Annotated in this window: 14 protein-coding genes; 7 read left to right on the top strand and 7 right to left on the bottom strand. The window is 65.9% G+C overall.

Going from position 1 to position 16,647, the window contains the following annotated elements:
* Positions 1-8 precede the first annotated feature (8 nt).
* From OOB33_RS09530 to OOB33_RS09510, 5 genes are all read right to left on the bottom strand, one after another.
* Positions 9-2,321, bottom strand: a complete 2,313-nt coding sequence (locus OOB33_RS09530) for a methyl-accepting chemotaxis protein (protein WP_271008483.1) — start codon at positions 2,319-2,321, stop codon at positions 9-11.
* Between the two features lie 103 nt (positions 2,322-2,424).
* Entirely contained in the window at positions 2,425-2,982 is a 558-nt protein-coding gene (locus OOB33_RS09525; RefSeq protein WP_102767792.1) for a chemotaxis protein CheW, read from the bottom strand.
* 17 nt (positions 2,983-2,999) lie between these two features.
* A complete protein-coding gene (locus OOB33_RS09520) occupies positions 3,000-3,365 on the bottom strand; it encodes a response regulator (protein ID WP_102767793.1) in 366 nt (121 codons plus the stop codon).
* A gap of 155 nt (positions 3,366-3,520) precedes the next feature.
* Positions 3,521-3,934 (bottom strand): response regulator, encoded by a 414-nt coding sequence (locus OOB33_RS09515; RefSeq protein ID WP_102767794.1) that lies wholly within the window; start codon positions 3,932-3,934, stop codon positions 3,521-3,523.
* A gap of 86 nt (positions 3,935-4,020) precedes the next feature.
* Positions 4,021-4,173, bottom strand: a complete 153-nt coding sequence (locus tag OOB33_RS09510) for a rubredoxin (protein WP_102767795.1) — start codon at positions 4,171-4,173, stop codon at positions 4,021-4,023.
* A 280-nt stretch (positions 4,174-4,453) separates the two neighbouring features.
* Here OOB33_RS09510 and thiD point away from each other — a divergent pair, with 280 nt between their 5' ends.
* The 5 genes from thiD (at position 4,454) to OOB33_RS09485 (ending at position 9,383) form a co-directional block, all read left to right on the top strand.
* Complete coding sequence (thiD, locus tag OOB33_RS09505) at positions 4,454-5,428, top strand: bifunctional hydroxymethylpyrimidine kinase/phosphomethylpyrimidine kinase (RefSeq protein ID WP_102767796.1); 975 nt, start codon at positions 4,454-4,456, stop codon at positions 5,426-5,428.
* A 73-nt stretch (positions 5,429-5,501) separates the two neighbouring features.
* A complete protein-coding gene (hemL, locus tag OOB33_RS09500) occupies positions 5,502-6,788 on the top strand; it encodes a glutamate-1-semialdehyde 2,1-aminomutase (protein WP_102767797.1) in 1,287 nt (428 codons plus the stop codon).
* A gap of 17 nt (positions 6,789-6,805) precedes the next feature.
* Positions 6,806-7,480 carry an HAD family hydrolase gene (locus OOB33_RS09495; RefSeq protein ID WP_102767798.1) on the top strand — a complete coding sequence of 225 codons (675 nt, stop codon included), beginning with the start codon at positions 6,806-6,808 and terminating at the stop codon, positions 7,478-7,480.
* 57 nt (positions 7,481-7,537) lie between these two features.
* On the top strand, positions 7,538-8,926 hold the full coding sequence (gene mpl / locus OOB33_RS09490; RefSeq protein WP_102767799.1) for a UDP-N-acetylmuramate:L-alanyl-gamma-D-glutamyl-meso-diaminopimelate ligase: 1,389 nt from the start codon (positions 7,538-7,540) through the stop codon (positions 8,924-8,926).
* Between the two features lie 7 nt (positions 8,927-8,933).
* Positions 8,934-9,383, top strand: a complete 450-nt coding sequence (locus OOB33_RS09485) for a GNAT family N-acetyltransferase (RefSeq protein ID WP_271008482.1) — start codon at positions 8,934-8,936, stop codon at positions 9,381-9,383.
* A gap of 2 nt (positions 9,384-9,385) precedes the next feature.
* On the opposite strand, the gene OOB33_RS09480 is transcribed toward OOB33_RS09485, so the two are convergent.
* Together OOB33_RS09480 and OOB33_RS09475 are read right to left on the bottom strand one after the other, a co-directional pair.
* On the bottom strand, positions 9,386-10,396 hold the full coding sequence (locus OOB33_RS09480) for a transporter (RefSeq protein ID WP_102767801.1): 1,011 nt from the start codon (positions 10,394-10,396) through the stop codon (positions 9,386-9,388).
* A 750-nt stretch (positions 10,397-11,146) separates the two neighbouring features.
* The gene (locus tag OOB33_RS09475; RefSeq protein WP_271008481.1) at positions 11,147-13,966 is read right to left on the bottom strand and encodes a zinc-dependent metalloprotease; all 2,820 of its coding nucleotides are present in this window, start codon (positions 13,964-13,966) and stop codon (positions 11,147-11,149) included.
* A 227-nt stretch (positions 13,967-14,193) separates the two neighbouring features.
* Between OOB33_RS09475 and OOB33_RS09470 the strand changes: the two genes are divergently transcribed.
* The gene (locus OOB33_RS09470) at positions 14,194-14,820 is read left to right on the top strand and encodes a YqiA/YcfP family alpha/beta fold hydrolase (protein ID WP_271008480.1); all 627 of its coding nucleotides are present in this window, start codon (positions 14,194-14,196) and stop codon (positions 14,818-14,820) included.
* Positions 14,821-15,005: 185 nt separating this feature from the next.
* A complete protein-coding gene (locus tag OOB33_RS09465; protein WP_102767804.1) occupies positions 15,006-15,839 on the top strand; it encodes an N-acyl amino acid synthase FeeM domain-containing protein in 834 nt (277 codons plus the stop codon).
* Positions 15,840-16,647: the final 808 nt, after the last annotated feature.

Below are 16,647 nucleotides of genomic sequence, written 5' to 3'. Positions count from 1 at the left end.
TCCGCCTCTTAGGCGACCTTGAACCGAGCCACCGATTGCTTCAAAGCCTCGGCCGAACGGGACAGCTCGTGCACCATCTGTGCGGTCGAGCGCGTGCCTTCGCTGGTCTGTTCGGTCACGGCAAAAATGTGCTGGATGTTGGAAGCCACTTCATTGGCCGAGGCCGCTTCGCTGAGCGCCTGGCTGGAAATCTGCGCGATCAATTCGTCCAGGCGACGTGACACGGCGTCGATCTCTTCCAGGGCCTTGCCGGCCGCGTCGGACAGACGCGTACCCTGCACCACCCCGAGGGTCGAGCGCTCCATGGCGGCCACGGCGTCGTGCGTGTCGGTCTGAATGGTCTTGACCAGGGCAGCAATCCGGCGGGTGGCGTCGCCCGAGCGTTCCGCCAGGCGCTGCACTTCTTCCGCCACCACCGAAAAGCCGCGACCAGCTTCACCGGCCGAGGCGGCCTGGATGGCCGCATTCAGCGCCAGCACGTTGGTTTGTTCGGTAATGTCGGAGATCAGCTCGGTGATCTCGCCGATTTCCTGCGAGGACTCGCCCAGACGCTTGATGCGCTTGGAGGTTTCCTGGATGTGGTCGCGGATGGCGTTCATACCGCTGATGTTGTTCTGCATGGCCTGCAGACCCGACTCGGCCGCTTGACGCGACTGACGCGCCACTTCAGCGGTGGACTGGGCGGCGTTGGACACCTCGTTGATGCGCTCGGCCATCTGCAGCACGGCCTCACCGGTGGAACGGATCTCGTGCAGCTGTTCCTTGGAGGCGGCCAGCAGATCGGTCGAGGTCTGGTCAACCTGGCCGGTGGTGTCCGTCACCCGGGCGGCCGTGGCCTGCACCTGGCCGACCAGATTGCGCAGCTCTTCCACGGTGTAGTTCACCGAGTCGGCGATGGCGCCGGTGATGTCCTCGGTCACGGTCGCTTGCTGGGTCAGGTCACCTTCAGCGACCGATTGCAGCTCGTTCATCAAACGCAAAATTGCGGCCTGGTTGGCGTCGTTGACGCGCTTGGCTTCACGCTCCTGCGCCTTCGCCTCGCTCTCTTGGGCTTCGGCCAGCAGGGCCCGTTGCTTCTGATCCGCCACGTAGAGGCGCAGGAAGCCGAGCGAACCTGCCACCAGCGCGCCCAGCGAGGCAATCATCAACAGGGCCAGCCACCAGCTCACGCCGCCGGCAGATTCCAACTCGAGGGCCAGGTCTTCCAGGCCCTTGCGCAGCGCCTCGCTGTCGCCCAGGATGCTCTTCTGGGCTTCACGCGAAGCCACCAGGCCTTGCAGATTGTCCAGAATGGCCTTAGCCTGGGTGCGGGTCTGTTCGTACTGCTTGAGCAAGGCGACCAGACGTTCGCGCAGCTGCGGGTCCTTGGCGCTGCTCAGGCGCAGCTCCGAGTTGCCGTTCAGCAGGGCCTCGGCGATCAGCTTGAAGGAGTTCAAGTCCTTGCCCAGCAGGAACACGGCCTCGGGGCTCACGCCTTCCTGCGTCAGGAATTCGTTGGCGCTCTTGCCGATCCGCTGGGTCAGCATCACCAGCTGACCGGCGGCCGAGATTTCAGCGGCCGAACCGTTGCGTTGCAGCGATTCCGAGGCCACGGCCTCGGCGCTTTCCAGCAGATCACTGGATTGGCGGTTGATGGCGCGCAGGGCCTGGCCGACCTCGGTCAGCACCTTTTCCTGCGCCTGCACCACCTGGGCGTTCTTTTCAGCCCGCTCCACCAGAGGCTGAACGATATCCAGCACCGGCTGCACGCTGCCGGGGGCTGCGGCCAGCGGGCCGTCACCGGTACGCAAATTGCCGATCACGCCGACCAGCACGCTGCCGCTCTCACGCAGTTCCGCAAACGCGCCCTGATTGCCCACCAGGGCGGTGGACACCGATTTGGCCATGCGCTGCGAGTGCATCAAGGCCTGACCGGCCGCACGCACCTGGGCCGAGCTGCGGCTGCCGCCGATCAGGCTCAGGCTGACGGTGACCGCGGTGCCCAGCAGGCCGGCCGCCACCAGGGCGGTCAGCAGGGTCTGGCGGCGGTTCTCGGCGCTCTTGGCCGGCTGCGGCTGTTCGGTCAGCGGGCCGTCGAGGGCGGCGCTGGTGGTGGCAAAGGTGCTGGTGCCGACCGCAGTTTCATCGAACTGCGTGGCGCCTTGCTGCTCGGTCGGCAGGGCCTCGGAGATGATGGAGGAGTTCGACAGCTGGCCTGGGCCGGTGTGCGACTGCGTGGACACCAGCACCGCACCGGAGGGCACGGAGTCCGCGGCCGCGTGCTCGTTCTGGCCTTCGGTTTCGTTCTTGCCCAGGTTTTTGATCTTGTCCAGGAAGCTCATCTCACCCTCGTGAATACGTTTGGAAGCCGATCCCACATGGATCGGCGTTGGCCGTGCCGCTGACTCTTGAGCCTAGCTCAAGGCGGGCTGTTTGCTTATCAGATCAAACCACGACTCGCAGGAACTGGTCGTGCTTGGACAGTGCCTCAAGATCGAGCACCTGCCAGCTGCGTCCCTCAGCGTCGAGCAGGCGCGGTCCGGCGAAACGCGGGCGTGCCCCGCCCTCCTCGGCCTGCGCCGGATCGGGGCTCAGCTGCTCATCGCCGCGCAGGCCCAGCAGGCGATCCACCAAGAGCGCGCAGTTCAGATTGAGCTCGGCATTGAGCGAGACCAGGCGAACCTGAGCCACATCCTGACGCGCTTCACTGCGCTGAGCACCGGATTCACGCAGGCCCAGGAACACCGCCAGATCGACGACGGTGAACAGGCCTCCGCGCAGATTGGCCACGCCCGCCAGCCAGGGCTGGGCATAGGGCAAGGGCCGCATCGGCACCGGCGTGAAGATTTCGGCCGCCTGGCGCAGCGAGAGCAGCAGGCCGACGCCTGCACATTCGACCGCCAGCCAGCTGGCCGCCTGGGTCTCTTGATCGCGCGCCGCCTGCATGCGCTGCGCGAGGCGGGTCTGCAGATCGCGCAGGGCTTGCTTGTTGTTGCTACTCATGTCAGCGCCCTCGGGGCTCAGCCCAGGGCCTTGATCTTGGCCAGCAACTCCTCGGCCTTGACCGGCTTGACCACATAGTCACGCGCGCCCTGGCGCATGCCCCAGACCTTGTCGGTCTCCTGGTTCTTGCTGGTGCACATGATCACCGGCACGGCAGCAAAGCGCTCGTCGCGGGTGATGCTGCGGGTCAGCTGGAAGCCGTTCTGGCCGGGCATGACCACGTCCATCAGGATCAGGTCGGGCACTTCCTCGGCCAGGCGCTTCATCGCCTCTTCGCCGTTCTCGGCGGTGCGCACCAGATAACCGCGCTTGACCAGCATCTCGCTGAGCACATGCAACTCGGTCTTGGAATCATCGACCAGCAGGATTTTTTGTATCGGCATTTGGAATCCTCACGTCGCCGCGGCGGCAGCTTTTGCGCCTCGGCAACTCAACCGACGGACTTGTCGGCACACACAAGCTTGGACAACGGCAACAACAACGGTAACTACATCTACGTCCAGGTCCTTCAGGCCGCGCCCGTCAGACCCACACAAGCTCAGGCCGCGCGTCGATGGGACAGCACAGCCTGCAACAACTGATCTTTGGTGAAAGGCTTGGTCAGGTAGTCTTGAGAGCCGACCATGCGCCCGCGCGCCTTGTCGAAGAGACCATCCTTGGACGACAGCATGATGACGGGCACCGCCGCGAACTGCGGATTGCGCTTGATGATGGCGCAGGTCTGGTAGCCGTCGAGGCGTGGCATCAGGATGTCGCAGAACACCAGATCCGGCTGGTAGTCGCTCAACTTGGCCAAGGCATCGAAGCCATCCTCGGCCAGCACGACTTCGTGCCCACCTTGCTTGAGGAAGATCTCCGCGCTGCGCCGGATGGTGTTGCTGTCGTCGATGACCAGCACTTTCGCGGCGCCGGCTGCGGCAGCTTGAAAGCCTTCAGGTACTTGTACGTTCAAGCCTTATCTCCTCACAGCGATGCCCGCAGGGCGGCTGCGCCACGGGCACGAGCAAACAGGTGGGAATGCGCTGCCTTGAGGCAGCGTCAGATGCGAACCATTTCGAAGTCTTCTTTGCGGGCGCCACACTCAGGGCAGGTCCAGTTCATATCGACATCGGCCCACAGCGTACCCGGTGCAATACCGTGCTCGGGATCCCCTGTGGTTTCGTCGTAGATCCAACCACAGATCAGGCACATCCAGGTACTAGCTTCGCTCACGATGGGTATAGGTTTGCTATCTACAATGCGAAGATTGTAGCCACGCCAACTGGGGCCGCCGGAGCGCTCCCGTCGGCAAGGACGCAACATCAGGATTCCCCTTGTCCCGCCCGTCACGAAAGCAGGCTAACGAATTCGTGACCAAGTCCTCAAAGACTGACCTGAGACCCAAGAAAGAGCTTGTCCAGCCCCTCGCCGCCTGCGGCCCGCCATTTGCATTTGCTTGCAATTTCTGTCCTCTGAACCCGCGCCGCACACCATGAATCACAAGACCGACACCCCCAGCGCCGCCGATCCGACGGCGCCCGCCGACGAGCAGGAGCCGCAAGCCCCGGCCTGCGTCTTGAGCTTCAATGCCAGCGACGCCAGTGGCGCCGGTGGCCTGGCCGGCGACATCGCAACCATCGCCGCCATGGGCGCGCACTGCCTGCCGGTGGTCAGCGCCATCGTGCTGCGCGACACGGCCGAGGTGTTCGAGCACCACACCCTGGACCCCGACACCATCGCCGAGCAGGCCCGCCTGATTCTGGAAGATGTGCAGATCAGCGCCTGGAAGGTCGGCTTTCTGGGCAGCGCCGAGGGCGTGAGCGCCGTGGCCGAGGTGCTGTCGGACTACCCCGACGTGCCCCTGGTCGCCTACCTGCCCAATGTGTCCTGGCTCGACGAAGAGCAGCAGGCCAGCTATCTGGATGCCTTCCGCGAGCTGGTGCTGCCGCAGACCCATGTGCTGGTCGGCAACCACAAGACCTTGAGCGACTTCCTGCTGCCCGACTGGGACGCCGATCGCCCGGCCTCACCGCGCGAGCTGGCCGTGGCCGCCGGCCAGCATGGCACGGCCCATGTGCTGGTCACCGGCATCCAGCTGCCCAATCAGTTTGTCGACAATGTGCTGGCCACGCCGGCCGGCCCGGTGACGGGCGAGAAGTTCGAGCGCTTCGAAGTCAACTTCGTCGGCGCCGGCGACACGCTCTCGGCCGGCCTGGCCGCCCTGCTCTCGGTCGGCGCCGAAATCCACTCGGCCGTCGGCGAGGCCCTGTCCTTTCTGGACCAGGCCCTGGACGGCGGTTTCCGCCCCGGCATGGGCAATGTCGTTCCCGACCGCTTCTTCTGGGCCCTGCCGCCCAGCGAAGAGGAAGAAGCCGCCATGGCCGCCGAAGCTGCCGGCCATGCCAGCACCCCCACCCTGACCCTGGACGAGCCCGCACCGGGCCGTCCGCCGCGCCGCATGCACTGAAACCCGTGCCTGCTGGCACCGAAGCCCATGGCCCCGATCGGGGCCGTCTTTTCGTTCGCCGAGCCTCATCAAGATGTCCAAGAACCAAGCTTTGTTCGAACGCGCCCAGCGCGTGATCCCCGGTGGCGTGAACTCGCCGGTGCGCGCATTCCGCGCGGTCGGCGGCACGCCGCGCTTCATCACCCGTGGCGATGGCGCCTACATCTTCGATGCCGAAGGCCAGCGCTACATCGACTACATCGGCTCCTGGGGCCCGATGATCCTCGGCCACGGCCACCCGGCCGTGCTGGAAGCGGTCACCAAGGCCGCACAAGAGGGCTTCTCCTTTGGCGCGCCGACCGAGCGTGAGATCGAGCTGGCCGAAGAGATCCTGAAGCTGGTGCCCAGCATGGAGCAGGTGCGCCTGGTGTCCTCGGGCACCGAGGCGACCATGAGCGCCATCCGCCTGGCGCGCGGTGCCACCGGCCGCAGCAAGTTCATCAAGTTCGAAGGCTGCTACCACGGCCACACCGACGCGCTGCTGGTCAAGGCAGGGTCAGGTCTTGCCACCTTCGGCCACCCGACCAGCGCCGGCGTGCCGGCCGAGGTGGCCCAGCACACCCTGGTGCTGGAGTTCAACCACCTGGCCCAGCTGGAAGAAGCCTTCGCCCTGCACGGCAAGGAGCTGGCCTGCGTGATCATCGAGCCGATCGCCGGCAATATGAATTTCGTGCGCACCCAGACGGCGTACATGAAGCGCCTGCGCGAGCTCTGCACCGAACACGGCGCCCTGCTGGTGATGGACGAGGTGATGACCGGCTTCCGCGTCGGTCTGCACAGCGCCCAAGGCCATTACGCCAGCCTGATCCCCGGCTTCAAGCCCGACATCAGCGTCTTTGGCAAGGTCATCGGCGGCGGCATGCCCCTGGCCGCCTTCGGCGCCAGCCGCGACATCATGAAACACCTGGCCCCGCTGGGCGGCGTCTACCAGGCCGGCACCCTGAGCGGCAACCCGGTGGCCACCGCTTGCGGCCTGGCCACGCTGCGCGAGATCCAGAAGCCCGGTTTCTTCGAAGACCTGTCGGCCAAGACGCGTCGCCTGGTCGATGGCTTGGCAGCGGTCGCCAAAGACAACGGCGTGCCCTTCAGCGTCGATTGCCAAGGCGGCATGTTCGGCTTCTTCCTGATGGACCAGCTGCCGCAGGAATACCAGACCGTGATGACGACCGACAAGGAGCGCTTCAACCGCTTCTTCCACGCCATGCTGGACGCCGGCGTCTATCTGGCCCCGGCGCTGTACGAAGCCGGCTTTGTCTCCGCCGCCCACAGCGAGGCCGACATCCAGGCCACGCTGGACGCCGCTCGCCAAGCCCTGCGCTGATCTCAGCGCCCCCTGTCATGCCGCACACCGGCCGCCGCTTCACCGCGGCCATCTTTGATATGGATGGCCTGCTGCTCGATTCCGAGCGGCCCATCCGTGACGCCTGGCTGCGCCAGAGTGCGGCTGCGGGTACACCGCTCAGCGAAGTCGACTATCTGAAGACCGTCGGCATCAACCGCCGCGACAGCCTGCGGGTGCTGAGCGATCTGCTGGGCTCGCACGCCATCGCCGAGGCCATGTACGAGGCGGTGGACCGCGAGGTCGAGGCGCAGTTCCAGGGCCAGGGCTTTGCCTTGCGCCCTGGTGCGCTGGGGCTGCTGCAGGCGCTGCAAGCGCGCCGCGTGCCCTGCGCGGTGGCCTCCTCCACCCGCCATGCCGAGGTGCTGCGGCGCCTGGGCCTGGCCGGTTTGCTGGGCTTTTTCGGCCCCATCCACGGCGGCGACCAGGTCGCACGCGGCAAGCCCCACCCCGACCTGTTCGAGCTGGCCGCGCGCAGCCTGGGCTGCCCGCCTGAGCAGACCCTGGTGTTTGAAGACTCCAGCTTCGGCGCCCGCGGGGCGCTGACCGCGGGCGCCGGCGTGGTGCTGGTGCCCGATCTCAAATCCCCGGACCCCGAGATCACACCGCGCTGCCTGGTGCTGAGCTCGCTCGAAAACGCCCTGCCCCTGAGCGAAGCGTGGTTCATGGCCTGAACCATCGCCACGCGAGCTACGCTCGCACCCCGTTTCTGACGATTGACGATCACGACCATGCACATCCACATCCTCGGCATCTGCGGCACTTTCATGGGCGGCCTGGCCGCCCTGGCGCGCGAGGCCGGCCACCGCGTCACCGGCTGCGATGCCAATGTCTACCCGCCGATGAGCGATCAGCTGCTGGCCCTGGGCATCGAGCTGAGCCAAGGTTTCGGCGCCGAGCAGATGGCGCTGCAGCCCGATGTGTTCGTGATCGGCAATGTGGTCACGCGCGGCGAGAAGTTCCCGCTGATGGAAGCCATCCTCGACGCTGGCGCCGCCTACACCAGCGGCCCGCAATGGCTGGCCGAGCATGTGCTGCAGGGCCGCCATGTGCTGGCTGTCGCCGGCACCCACGGCAAGACCAGCACCACCTCGATGCTGGCCTGGATCCTTGAACACGCCGGCCTGCAGCCGGGTTTTCTGGTCGGCGGTGTGCCGCAGAACTTTGGCGTCAGCGCCAAGCTCGGTTCGGGTCCTGCATTCGTGATTGAGGCGGACGAATACGACACGGCTTTCTTCGACAAGCGCAGCAAGTTCGTGCACTACCGCCCGCGCACGGCCGTGCTGAACAACCTTGAGTACGACCACGCCGACATCTTCCCCGACCTGGCCGCCATCGAGACGCAGTTCCACCACCTGGTGCGCACCGTGCCGGCCAGCGGCCGTATCGTGCTCAATGCCCGCGAAGAGGCGCTGCAGCGCGTGCTCAGCCGCGGCTGCTGGAGCGAGGTGCAGCGATTCGGGGCTCGCAAGGAAGAAAGCGGCGCCCTGCGCGCGCGCGGCGAACCGCAGGCCTTCGATGTGCTGCGCGGCAGCCTCAAGGTGGCGCGGGTCGAGTGGTCGTTGATCGGCGAGCACAACCAGCTCAACGCCCTGGCCGCCATCGCCGCCGCCGAGCACCTGGGCGTGACGCCCGAGCAGAGTGCCGCCGCCCTGACCGAATTCAAGAACGTGCGCCGCCGCATGGAGCTGCGCGGCGAAGTCACCGTTGCCGGGGGCAGCATCAAGGTCTACGACGACTTCGCCCACCACCCCACCGCGATCCGCACCACGGTGGACGGCCTGCGCCGCCGCATCGCACCGGCGGAGCGCATCCTGGCCATTTTCGAGCCGCGCTCCAACACCATGAAGCTGGGCACCATGAAGGCGCAGCTGCCTTGGGCCCTGGAGGCCGCCGACCTGAGCTTCTGCCACCAGGACGGCCTGGGCTGGGACGCCGCCGAGGCCCTGGCGCCGATGGGCACGCAAGCCGTCGTGACGGCGAATATCGACGCATTGATCGCTGCGGTGCTCAAGGCCGCCCGCCCGGGCGACCACCTGCTGTGCATGAGCAATGGCGGCTTCGGCGGCATTCACGACAAGCTGCTGGCGGCCCTGGCCGAGCGCGCCGCCCGCAGCTGAGGTGGGCTTGCGACTGCGCGCAGCTTGCCGCGCCGATGTGGGCGCCATGTTCCACATCCGTGCGAACACGCGGGACAACGCCATCTCACCCGAGAGACTGGCCGAACTGGGCATCACTCCGGCCACGCTGGGCGCGGCCTTCGATGACGGCGCGGTCTGCGGCTGGCTGGCCGTCGATGACGAAGCTCAGGCCGTCGGCTTTTGCAATGTGGACCCGGCCAGCGGTGAAATGCTGGTGCTGGCTGTGCTGTCGGGCCAGGAAGGCCAAGGCGTGGGGCGCGCCTTGCTGGAGGCGGCGGTGACTCATTTGCAATCGGTGGGCAGCCCACCGCCTTGGCTGATGGCCGGCGTCAATCCAGCACTGCGCGCGCATGGCTTCTACCGCGCCCAGGGCTGGAGGCCCAGCGGCCGGCGTGATGCGCAGGGCGACGAAGAACTGCGCCTCGACACGGACTGAGCTCAGTCGCGCTTGCGGAAGGCCCACCAACCCGCCACCGCCGTGAACAGCAGCACCAGCACGGCCAGGATGGCAAAGCCATGCGGGTGGTCGGACAGCGGCACGCCGCCCACATTCATGCCGAACATGCCGGCCATGATGTTGATCGGCAAGGCCAGCACGGTCACCACGGTCAGGGTGAAGACGCTGCGGTTGGTCTGTTCCCCCACCTGGGCGGCCATTTCTTCTTGCAGCAATTTGATGCGCTCCTGCAGCGCGGCCATGTCGCGAATGACCAGGGAGAACTCCTCGGTCGCCTGACGCAGCTCATCCAGATCCTGAGGCACCACCCAGGGCGGCGGCAGGCGCAGCAGCCGGAACAACGCACCCGGCTCCGGCGCCAGCAGCCGTTGCAGCCGCACCAGCACCCGGCGCAGCTGGCCGAGCTCGCTGCGCTTGGCCTGCAGACGGCCGGCGAGCAGGCTGTCCTCGATGGCATCGACACGCACCGTGGCATCACGCACGATGCGCACCAGCACATCGCCCTGGTCACGGAACAGATGATTGAGCAGGGAGACGGTGGAGTCGAAATGTGCGCCCATCTTGACCGCCTCGCGCAGCCGGTCGATGGAACGCAGCGGATGGCTGCGTGCACTGACCGCCACCTGCGGGCTGACATTGACCCAGAGCGTGGCGATCTCGGACGGGTCGAACGCAAACTCGTAGGCCACATCGTTGACCACGGCGATCAGATGATCGTCGGCATCTTCAATGCGGGTGGAGCGCGAGCCCTGGCGCAAAGTCTCGAAGAACTCGGGCGGCAAACTCAGATGCGATTGCATCCAGGCCTGGGCCGAGGCATCGGTGAGATTGAAGTGCAGCCAAATGAATTCGGCACTGCTGGCGCGCGCGTCCTGGTCGCCCAGCCAGCGCAAAGCCTCAGCCAAGCCAATCGCTCGCCCCGCTTGGCCCGGCGCCAGCACGAATCCACAAATCAAGGCGCTGTCCTGATGTGCACCGAAACTGAAACTCATACCGACGGCCCTCCCCTGTCTCCGCTGCGGGCGCGATTGTGCGTCATGGAGATGTCAGGGCTGCTGTGGCGGGTGTTGGCACATTGCGGACCTCCGCTGTCTTGATCTTTCTCGCTGCGGTGTCTCGTCCCGCCGCCGGGCTCATGGTTCGCGGGTCGGCTCTGCGAGCCGACTGCCCTCGCTGCTCACTGCGCGGCTCAGCGGCGCCAAACTCCCTCCGTTCGCTGCGCTCACTGTGGTCAAACAGTGGCGCCGAGTCAGCGCTTGAAGCGCGTGGGACCACGCGCCTGAGCCGCTCCGCTGCGCCCTCGGCCGCGCACAAATCGCCCGTCGGCGGGCCGAGCCACCTTCGGATGTGCCGCACTCCACCGTTGATGGGGCACATCGCCCGCGATGCAAGCGCCCTGCAGCCCGGGCCGCTGCCGGGCGATTTGTGCAAGGCCGAGCAGCACAGTGCCTCAGGGCGCGCGCGTACTCGCGCGCCTAAAGCGCTGACTCGGTGCCCCTTGTCTGAACGCAATGAGCGAAGCGAATGAAGTGAGATGGGCACCGGCCCAGAGGCGCGAGCAGCGCAGGGAAGTCGGCCCGCCAGGGCCGACCCCGGAACCATGAGCCCGGTGGCGGCGCGGGCTGCAGGGCCTCACGAGCAAACCAAAGGCGGCTTCATGCCGATTGCCGTCAAAAGCAGTCGCACAAAAAAAGGCCGGCGCCCTTCGGCGCCGGCCTTGTTCATCAAGAACTGATGTCAGATCAGGAGCGCGACATCGAGGCCTTGAGGGCGCTGTTCAGCGTGTCCAGGCTTTCGGCGAGGTGGGCACGGGTCTCGACGGTTTGTCCGCCCTTCGCCACGGCGGCGCGCAGCTCGGCGGCCAGGTTGTTGGCTTGCAGTCGGGCCAGAGCGTAGGCATCGGCCATCTGGCCCGAGGCGCCGCCGCCCTTGGTCAGGATGGCTTGCAGACGCTTCAGGTGCTCGCGCTGCAGATTGCGGCGCAGGCGGTCGATCTCGCTGCCACTCTTGAGCTCGCTCCAGATCGCGCTTTGCAAGGTGGCGTAGACCTCGTTGAGCGTGATCAGGCCCTTGCGCTGGGCTTCCGGCACATAGGCCGGCATGTCCATCAGGCGCAGCGCCGTGTTCTGGCTCAGCAGGCGATCCAGCGCCACCAGCTGCACACGAGCCACCGAGGCCGGCACGTTCAGCGGGCCGCCACGTTCCCACTCGTTGTAGTCGATGGTCAGCGTGGACAGGAACTCGGGCTTGAACTTGAAGCTGTCCGCGCTGAACAGGCCGCTGGCCAGGAACTGCAGGGCCTCGCGCTGCTTGGCCGGCTCGACCGGCTTGAAGCTGGAACGGCCGGTGCTGCCGGGCAGGTCACGCAGGGCGTGCATGCCGCCGACGTACTTGCCCACCAACTCGGCGGCGCGGAAGAGCTGGTTGAAACCGCTCATCAGCGCACGACGCTGGCGCAAGGGATCCTCACCGGCTTCGGGCTTGCGGTCCTGCACGCGGGTCCACAGTTCCTTGGACAGCTTCAGACGCTTCTTGTAGTAAGCCAGCGGGTCATCGCCCAGGTCGAAGCGGTTGGCCAGCGGGTCCATGCCGTCGTAGGGGCCGAAGCCGCCGGCATCGGCGTCATCGGCATAGGCCAGGGCTGGCTCGGTGCTGCGGCTGGCGATCTTGGCCAGCTCGGCGGCTTCGTTCTCGACGCTGATGGGCTTGTAGGCGTACTCGATGGCCCAGTAGTCGTAGGCACCCAAGGTGGTGTTGTTGAAGGTGGTCGGGGCCTCGCCCTTGAGTGCCAGGTTGTAGGCGTTGTAGTCCATCACCGAGCCGGAGATGCCGTGGGCATCGGTGTAGGTCTTGTCGGCCAGCTGCTTCTGGGTGACGGTGGTCGAGGCCTTGAAGTTGTGCTTCAGGCCCAGGGTGTGACCCACCTCATGCATGATGGTGTCCTTGATGACCGCGGCCACAAAGGCCTCGGCCTCGGGGCTGTCGGGCGCGATATCGCCGCGCGCTTCCAGCACATCGAGAGCGAAGTTCATCTCGGAGGCTGCGTCATGGGCGTAGGTGCACAGCGCCTCATGGGCGCCGTGGCGATGGCCGGGCAAAGCAGCCAGCGGCTGAGCGGCCGGGCTCATGCCCACGTCTTCCACGATCATGCGGCGCGAACCGCGCGAGAACACATCGCTCATGCCGATGTCGGCATCGAGGATTTCACCGCTGCGCGGGTCGGCATGGCTGGGGCCGATGGCAAAGCCCACATCGGCACCGACGAACCAGCGGATGGAGGCATGGCCGGCATCCATATTGTCCCAATCGGCGTCGTCGGGCTGCTGCTTGGCAACGACGGCGTTCTTGAAACCGATCTTCTCGAAGGCCTTGTTCCATTCCACGATGCCCGCCTCAACCGCGGGTCGGTATTTGACCGGGATGTTCTTGTCCATCCAGTACGTGATGGGCTGCACCGGTTCGCTCAGCGCGGCGGACGGGTCCTTCTTCTCCAGGCGCCAGCGCTTGATGTAGTGCACACGGGCATTGGCCTTCTTGTCGTCACCGAGGTCGGTGAAGGACTCCATGAAGTGACCCAGGCGCGGATCGCTCAGACGCGGGCGCATGGCAGTCTGGGGCAGGGCCGCGAAGCTGTAGACGAAGCTGACGAACAGGCTGCGCGGATCGGGCGTGGCCTGCGGCGGCGTGGGCATGGGCACCGGGGTCGGTGTCAGCGGCGGAGCCGGAATGCGCGGTGTCGAGAAGTGCATGCGCGCGGTCAGCGTGCTCAGCTTCGCATCGGCACGGCTGGCTTCGATGAAGGAGTTGGCGCGGTCGGGGGCGAAAGGCAGGCGGTAAGCGCCTTCCAGGCGGGTGGACAGGCCCGGGATGTCGCCGAGGAACATGCTGGCGTCGATCAGCACCGATTTGCGCTCCGGGTGCTCCGCACTGGCCACCGTGCCAGAGGCCAGCAGGCTGGGCGAGAAGGCCTGGGCCACCGCGGCCTTACCGCCGCCTTCGCCACGGAATGCGGTGTTCAAAGCCACCAGCTGGATCTGGTTGCCGATGCGGCGCCATTCGACCATCTGGTCCATGCCCATCTGGCTGGCGTAGAGGCCACGCTCACCCACGGCGTTGGCCACATTGACCGTGAACAGGAAGGGCTTGCCGATCTTGTCCTTGGGCAGCTCCAGCCAGGCCTTCTCGTCCTTGCGCCAGATCGGGAACAGACCGTCCTGGACCTTGGCGTCCTTGATGATGTCGGCAAAAGGCTTGGGCGCGCTGGGATCAGCCGGCGGACGGGCGCCAGCCGCTGCGGCCGGTGCCGCGGCGCCGGGTGCAGCCGGTGCGGCCGCTGTAGCGGTGCTGCCCGCCGCGGGCGCTGGCGTTGCGGCCGGCGTCACAGCTGCAGCGGGAGACGGTGGGGCACCGGCGCTGCCGCTCGGAGGGGTGGTGGTGGCGCAGGCGCTGAGCACCGCCACGGCGGCGGCCAGCGTCGACAGCTTCAAGGCCGAGCGCACGGGGGCGCGGTGCGTCGTCGTCACCAGCGCAGCGGGCTGGACGTCTTGTTTCGGAATGGACATGCAACAAATCCTTGGCGCGAAGGCGCAACGAGAGAGATTGAGTGTCGCGCTGCCGCAGATCACAAGAGGCTGTGCCAGCATGGAAACCGGCCCCGAGGGGCCTCAGGCCCGACCCGCAGCGGCGCGAAGCGCGCAACTGTGTCCTGTCATCTGCCTGTCGTCAATGGCTGAGCGATGCCACCGCATGCGGGTAAACACGGATCGGGCTGCGACCTACACTCAGACGCATGTTCATCGCTTCCGATCCAGCCGGCTCAGGCACTGAAACGCCACGCCGCAGCCACCTGCTCTACCTTCATGGCTTTCGCTCCTCGCCACGCTCGGCCAAGGCGGTGCGCATGCAAACCTGGGTGGCAGCCCATCGACCCGACCTTCATTTCGCCTGCCCGCAACTGCCGCCCTCGCCACGTGCGGCATTCGCACTGCTGCAAACCTTGACGCAAGACTGGCCGGCAGAACGATCGGCCGTCATGGGCAGCTCCTTGGGGGGCTTCTACACCAGTGCCTTGATCCAGGATCGCCCGGGCTGGCGCGCCGTCGTGATCAACCCCGCCGTCGACCCGGCTCGCGATCTGGCGGCCTATATCGGCGAGCAAAGCTGCTGGCAGGATCCGGCGGAACGCTTTTTCTTCCAGCCTGAGTTCGTCGATGAATTGCGCACACTGCGGCCGGAGCGTTTGCTAAACCCTGAGCGTTGCCTCGCCGTGGTGGCCAAGGGCGATGAGCTGCTGGACTGGCGTGAAATGCAGGCCCGCTATGCCGCGGGGCCGATCCAGCTCTTGGAAGGCAGCGACCATGGCCTCAGCGATTTTGAAGACCATCTGGAAGGCTTGGTCCGCTTCCTCCAGCTCTGACGCCTAAATCACACTGACAACTTGAATCAAACTAGAGATCGATACTGAGTCAAATTGCACGGAATTTGTGTAAGGTGACCGATATTTGGAGACAATCCTCGCCCCAAGGTCGCAAGTCTTCGGAATGAGCCTGGCGCAAACGCTCAGTCGCCAGGTTGCACGTGAGAGCACAAGGAAGTAGTACTTTGCAAGGCGACACCATCATTGGCGTGACGTTCGAGTCACCACACAAACTGCAATCGCTGCTGCCTGAGTTGCTGCAGAGCGAGGTGGCTGGCAATGGGGTGGAGATCAATCAGCGGCTGTTCAAGATCCGCAACGCCGATTCGTCAGGTCGCCGCAGTTCCGCCAGCGTGCTGATCCAGCGCCGCTATGCCTCGCGCGGCTACATCGCCAGCGACCTGCCCGAGGAAGCCGAACCGCAACGCATCACCTTGGTGGCCAGTGACGCTGAAGTCATCATCGGCACCATCACCATTGGCTTTGATTCGCCGGCCGGCCTCAATGTCGATGAAACCTTCGGCCACGAAACTGATGCCCTGCGAGCCGAGCGTCGCAACATCTGTGAGTTCACCAAGCTGGCGGTGGACAACGTTTCCAAGTCCAAGCGTGTGCTGGCCTCGCTGTTTCATGTCGCCTACATCTACGCCCACCGGCTGATGGGCTTCGACAGCCTGCTGATCGAGGTCAATCCCCGCCACGTGCGTTTCTATCAAGCCATGCTGGGCTTCAAGGTCCTGACCGGCCAGCGCCAAAACCCACGCGTCAACGCACCGGCAGTTCTGATGTGCTTGGATTTTGCCTATGTGCAGGAGCAAATCGCCAATCTGGGCGGCCGCCCCGAACTGTCGCTCGAAGTGCGCTCGCTCTACCCCTACTTCCTGTCCATCGCCGAGGAAGCCAATATCGTCGGCCGTCTGAGCCGCGCCCATCAGGACATCGAGAGCCTGCGCGCCGCCACCAGCAAGGACGATTACCCCGATCTCGAAGGGGACACCGTTACCGGTGAGTTCCTCTGACCCTGCGACGCGCATGCGCTCGTGCGGCCTGCACGCCGACTGAAGGGCGGATTGCGGCACATTGCGGACTTCCGCTGTCTTGATTGATCTTTCTCGCTGCGGTGTCTCGTCCCGCCGCCGGACTCATGGTTCGCGGGTCGGCTCTGCGAGCCGACTTCCCTCGCTGCTCGCTTCGCGGCTCAGCGGCGCCAAACTCCCTCCGTTCGCTGCGCTCACTGTGGTCAAACAGTGGCGCCGAGTCAGCACTTGAAGCGCGCGAGTACGCGCGCCTGAGCCGCTCCGCTGCGCCCTCGGCCGCGCACAAATCGCCCGTCGGCGGGCCGAGCCACCTCCGGAGGTGGCGTGCTCTACCGTTGATGAGGCACATCGACCGCGATGCAAGCGCCCTGCAGCCCGTGCCGCTGCCGGGCGATTTGTGAAGGGCCGAGCAGCACAGCGACTCGGGGCGCGCGCGTACCCGCGCGCTTCAAGTTCTGACTTGGCGCTTCTGTCTGAACGAAGCGAACGCAGGGAGCGAAGTGAGTTATGCGCCAGCCCCGAGGCGCGAGCAGCGCAGGGAAGTCGGCCCGGCAGGGCCGACCCCGGAACCATGAGCCCGGTGGCGGCACGGGCTGCAGGGCCTCACGAGCAAAACCACCAAAGGCTGCTTCGTGCCGACTGCCGCCACACGCCCACCGCGAACAAACAGAAAAGGCCAGCGCGAACGCTGGCCTTCTTGATGAGACCGACCTCAAGTCCGGAAACAGCTGAGGGCTTTGTGGGGGCAGTGACCGAGGAGTGAATCACTGCCCCCGGCCCTTCCTCCGCC

It is taken from the genome of Paucibacter sp. B51 (assembly GCF_027863535.1).
Classification (GTDB): domain Bacteria; phylum Pseudomonadota; class Gammaproteobacteria; order Burkholderiales; family Burkholderiaceae_C; genus Paucibacter_A; species Paucibacter_A aquatilis.
This window is presented reverse-complemented; position numbering and strand designations above follow the sequence as displayed.

Excerpts from the sequence above, each read along its gene's own strand:
- OOB33_RS09480 (WP_102767801.1), bottom strand. The coding sequence starts at position 10,396 with ATGAGTTTCAGTTTCGGTGCACATCAGGACAGCGCCTTGATTTGTGGA.
- OOB33_RS09525 (WP_102767792.1), bottom strand. The coding sequence starts at position 2,982 with ATGAGTAGCAACAACAAGCAAGCCCTGCGCGATCTGCAGACCCGCCTC.
- OOB33_RS09470 (WP_271008480.1), top strand. The coding sequence starts at position 14,194 with ATGTTCATCGCTTCCGATCCAGCCGGCTCAGGCACTGAAACGCCACGC.
- OOB33_RS09475 (WP_271008481.1), bottom strand. The coding sequence starts at position 13,966 with ATGTCCATTCCGAAACAAGACGTCCAGCCCGCTGCGCTGGTGACGACG.
- OOB33_RS09530 (WP_271008483.1), bottom strand. The coding sequence starts at position 2,321 with ATGAGCTTCCTGGACAAGATCAAAAACCTGGGCAAGAACGAAACCGAA.
- OOB33_RS09520 (WP_102767793.1), bottom strand. The coding sequence starts at position 3,365 with ATGCCGATACAAAAAATCCTGCTGGTCGATGATTCCAAGACCGAGTTG.
- mpl (WP_102767799.1), top strand. The coding sequence starts at position 7,538 with ATGCACATCCACATCCTCGGCATCTGCGGCACTTTCATGGGCGGCCTG.
- OOB33_RS09495 (WP_102767798.1), top strand. The coding sequence starts at position 6,806 with ATGCCGCACACCGGCCGCCGCTTCACCGCGGCCATCTTTGATATGGAT.
- hemL (WP_102767797.1), top strand. The coding sequence starts at position 5,502 with ATGTCCAAGAACCAAGCTTTGTTCGAACGCGCCCAGCGCGTGATCCCC.
- OOB33_RS09510 (WP_102767795.1), bottom strand. The coding sequence starts at position 4,173 with ATGTGCCTGATCTGTGGTTGGATCTACGACGAAACCACAGGGGATCCC.
- thiD (WP_102767796.1), top strand. The coding sequence starts at position 4,454 with ATGAATCACAAGACCGACACCCCCAGCGCCGCCGATCCGACGGCGCCC.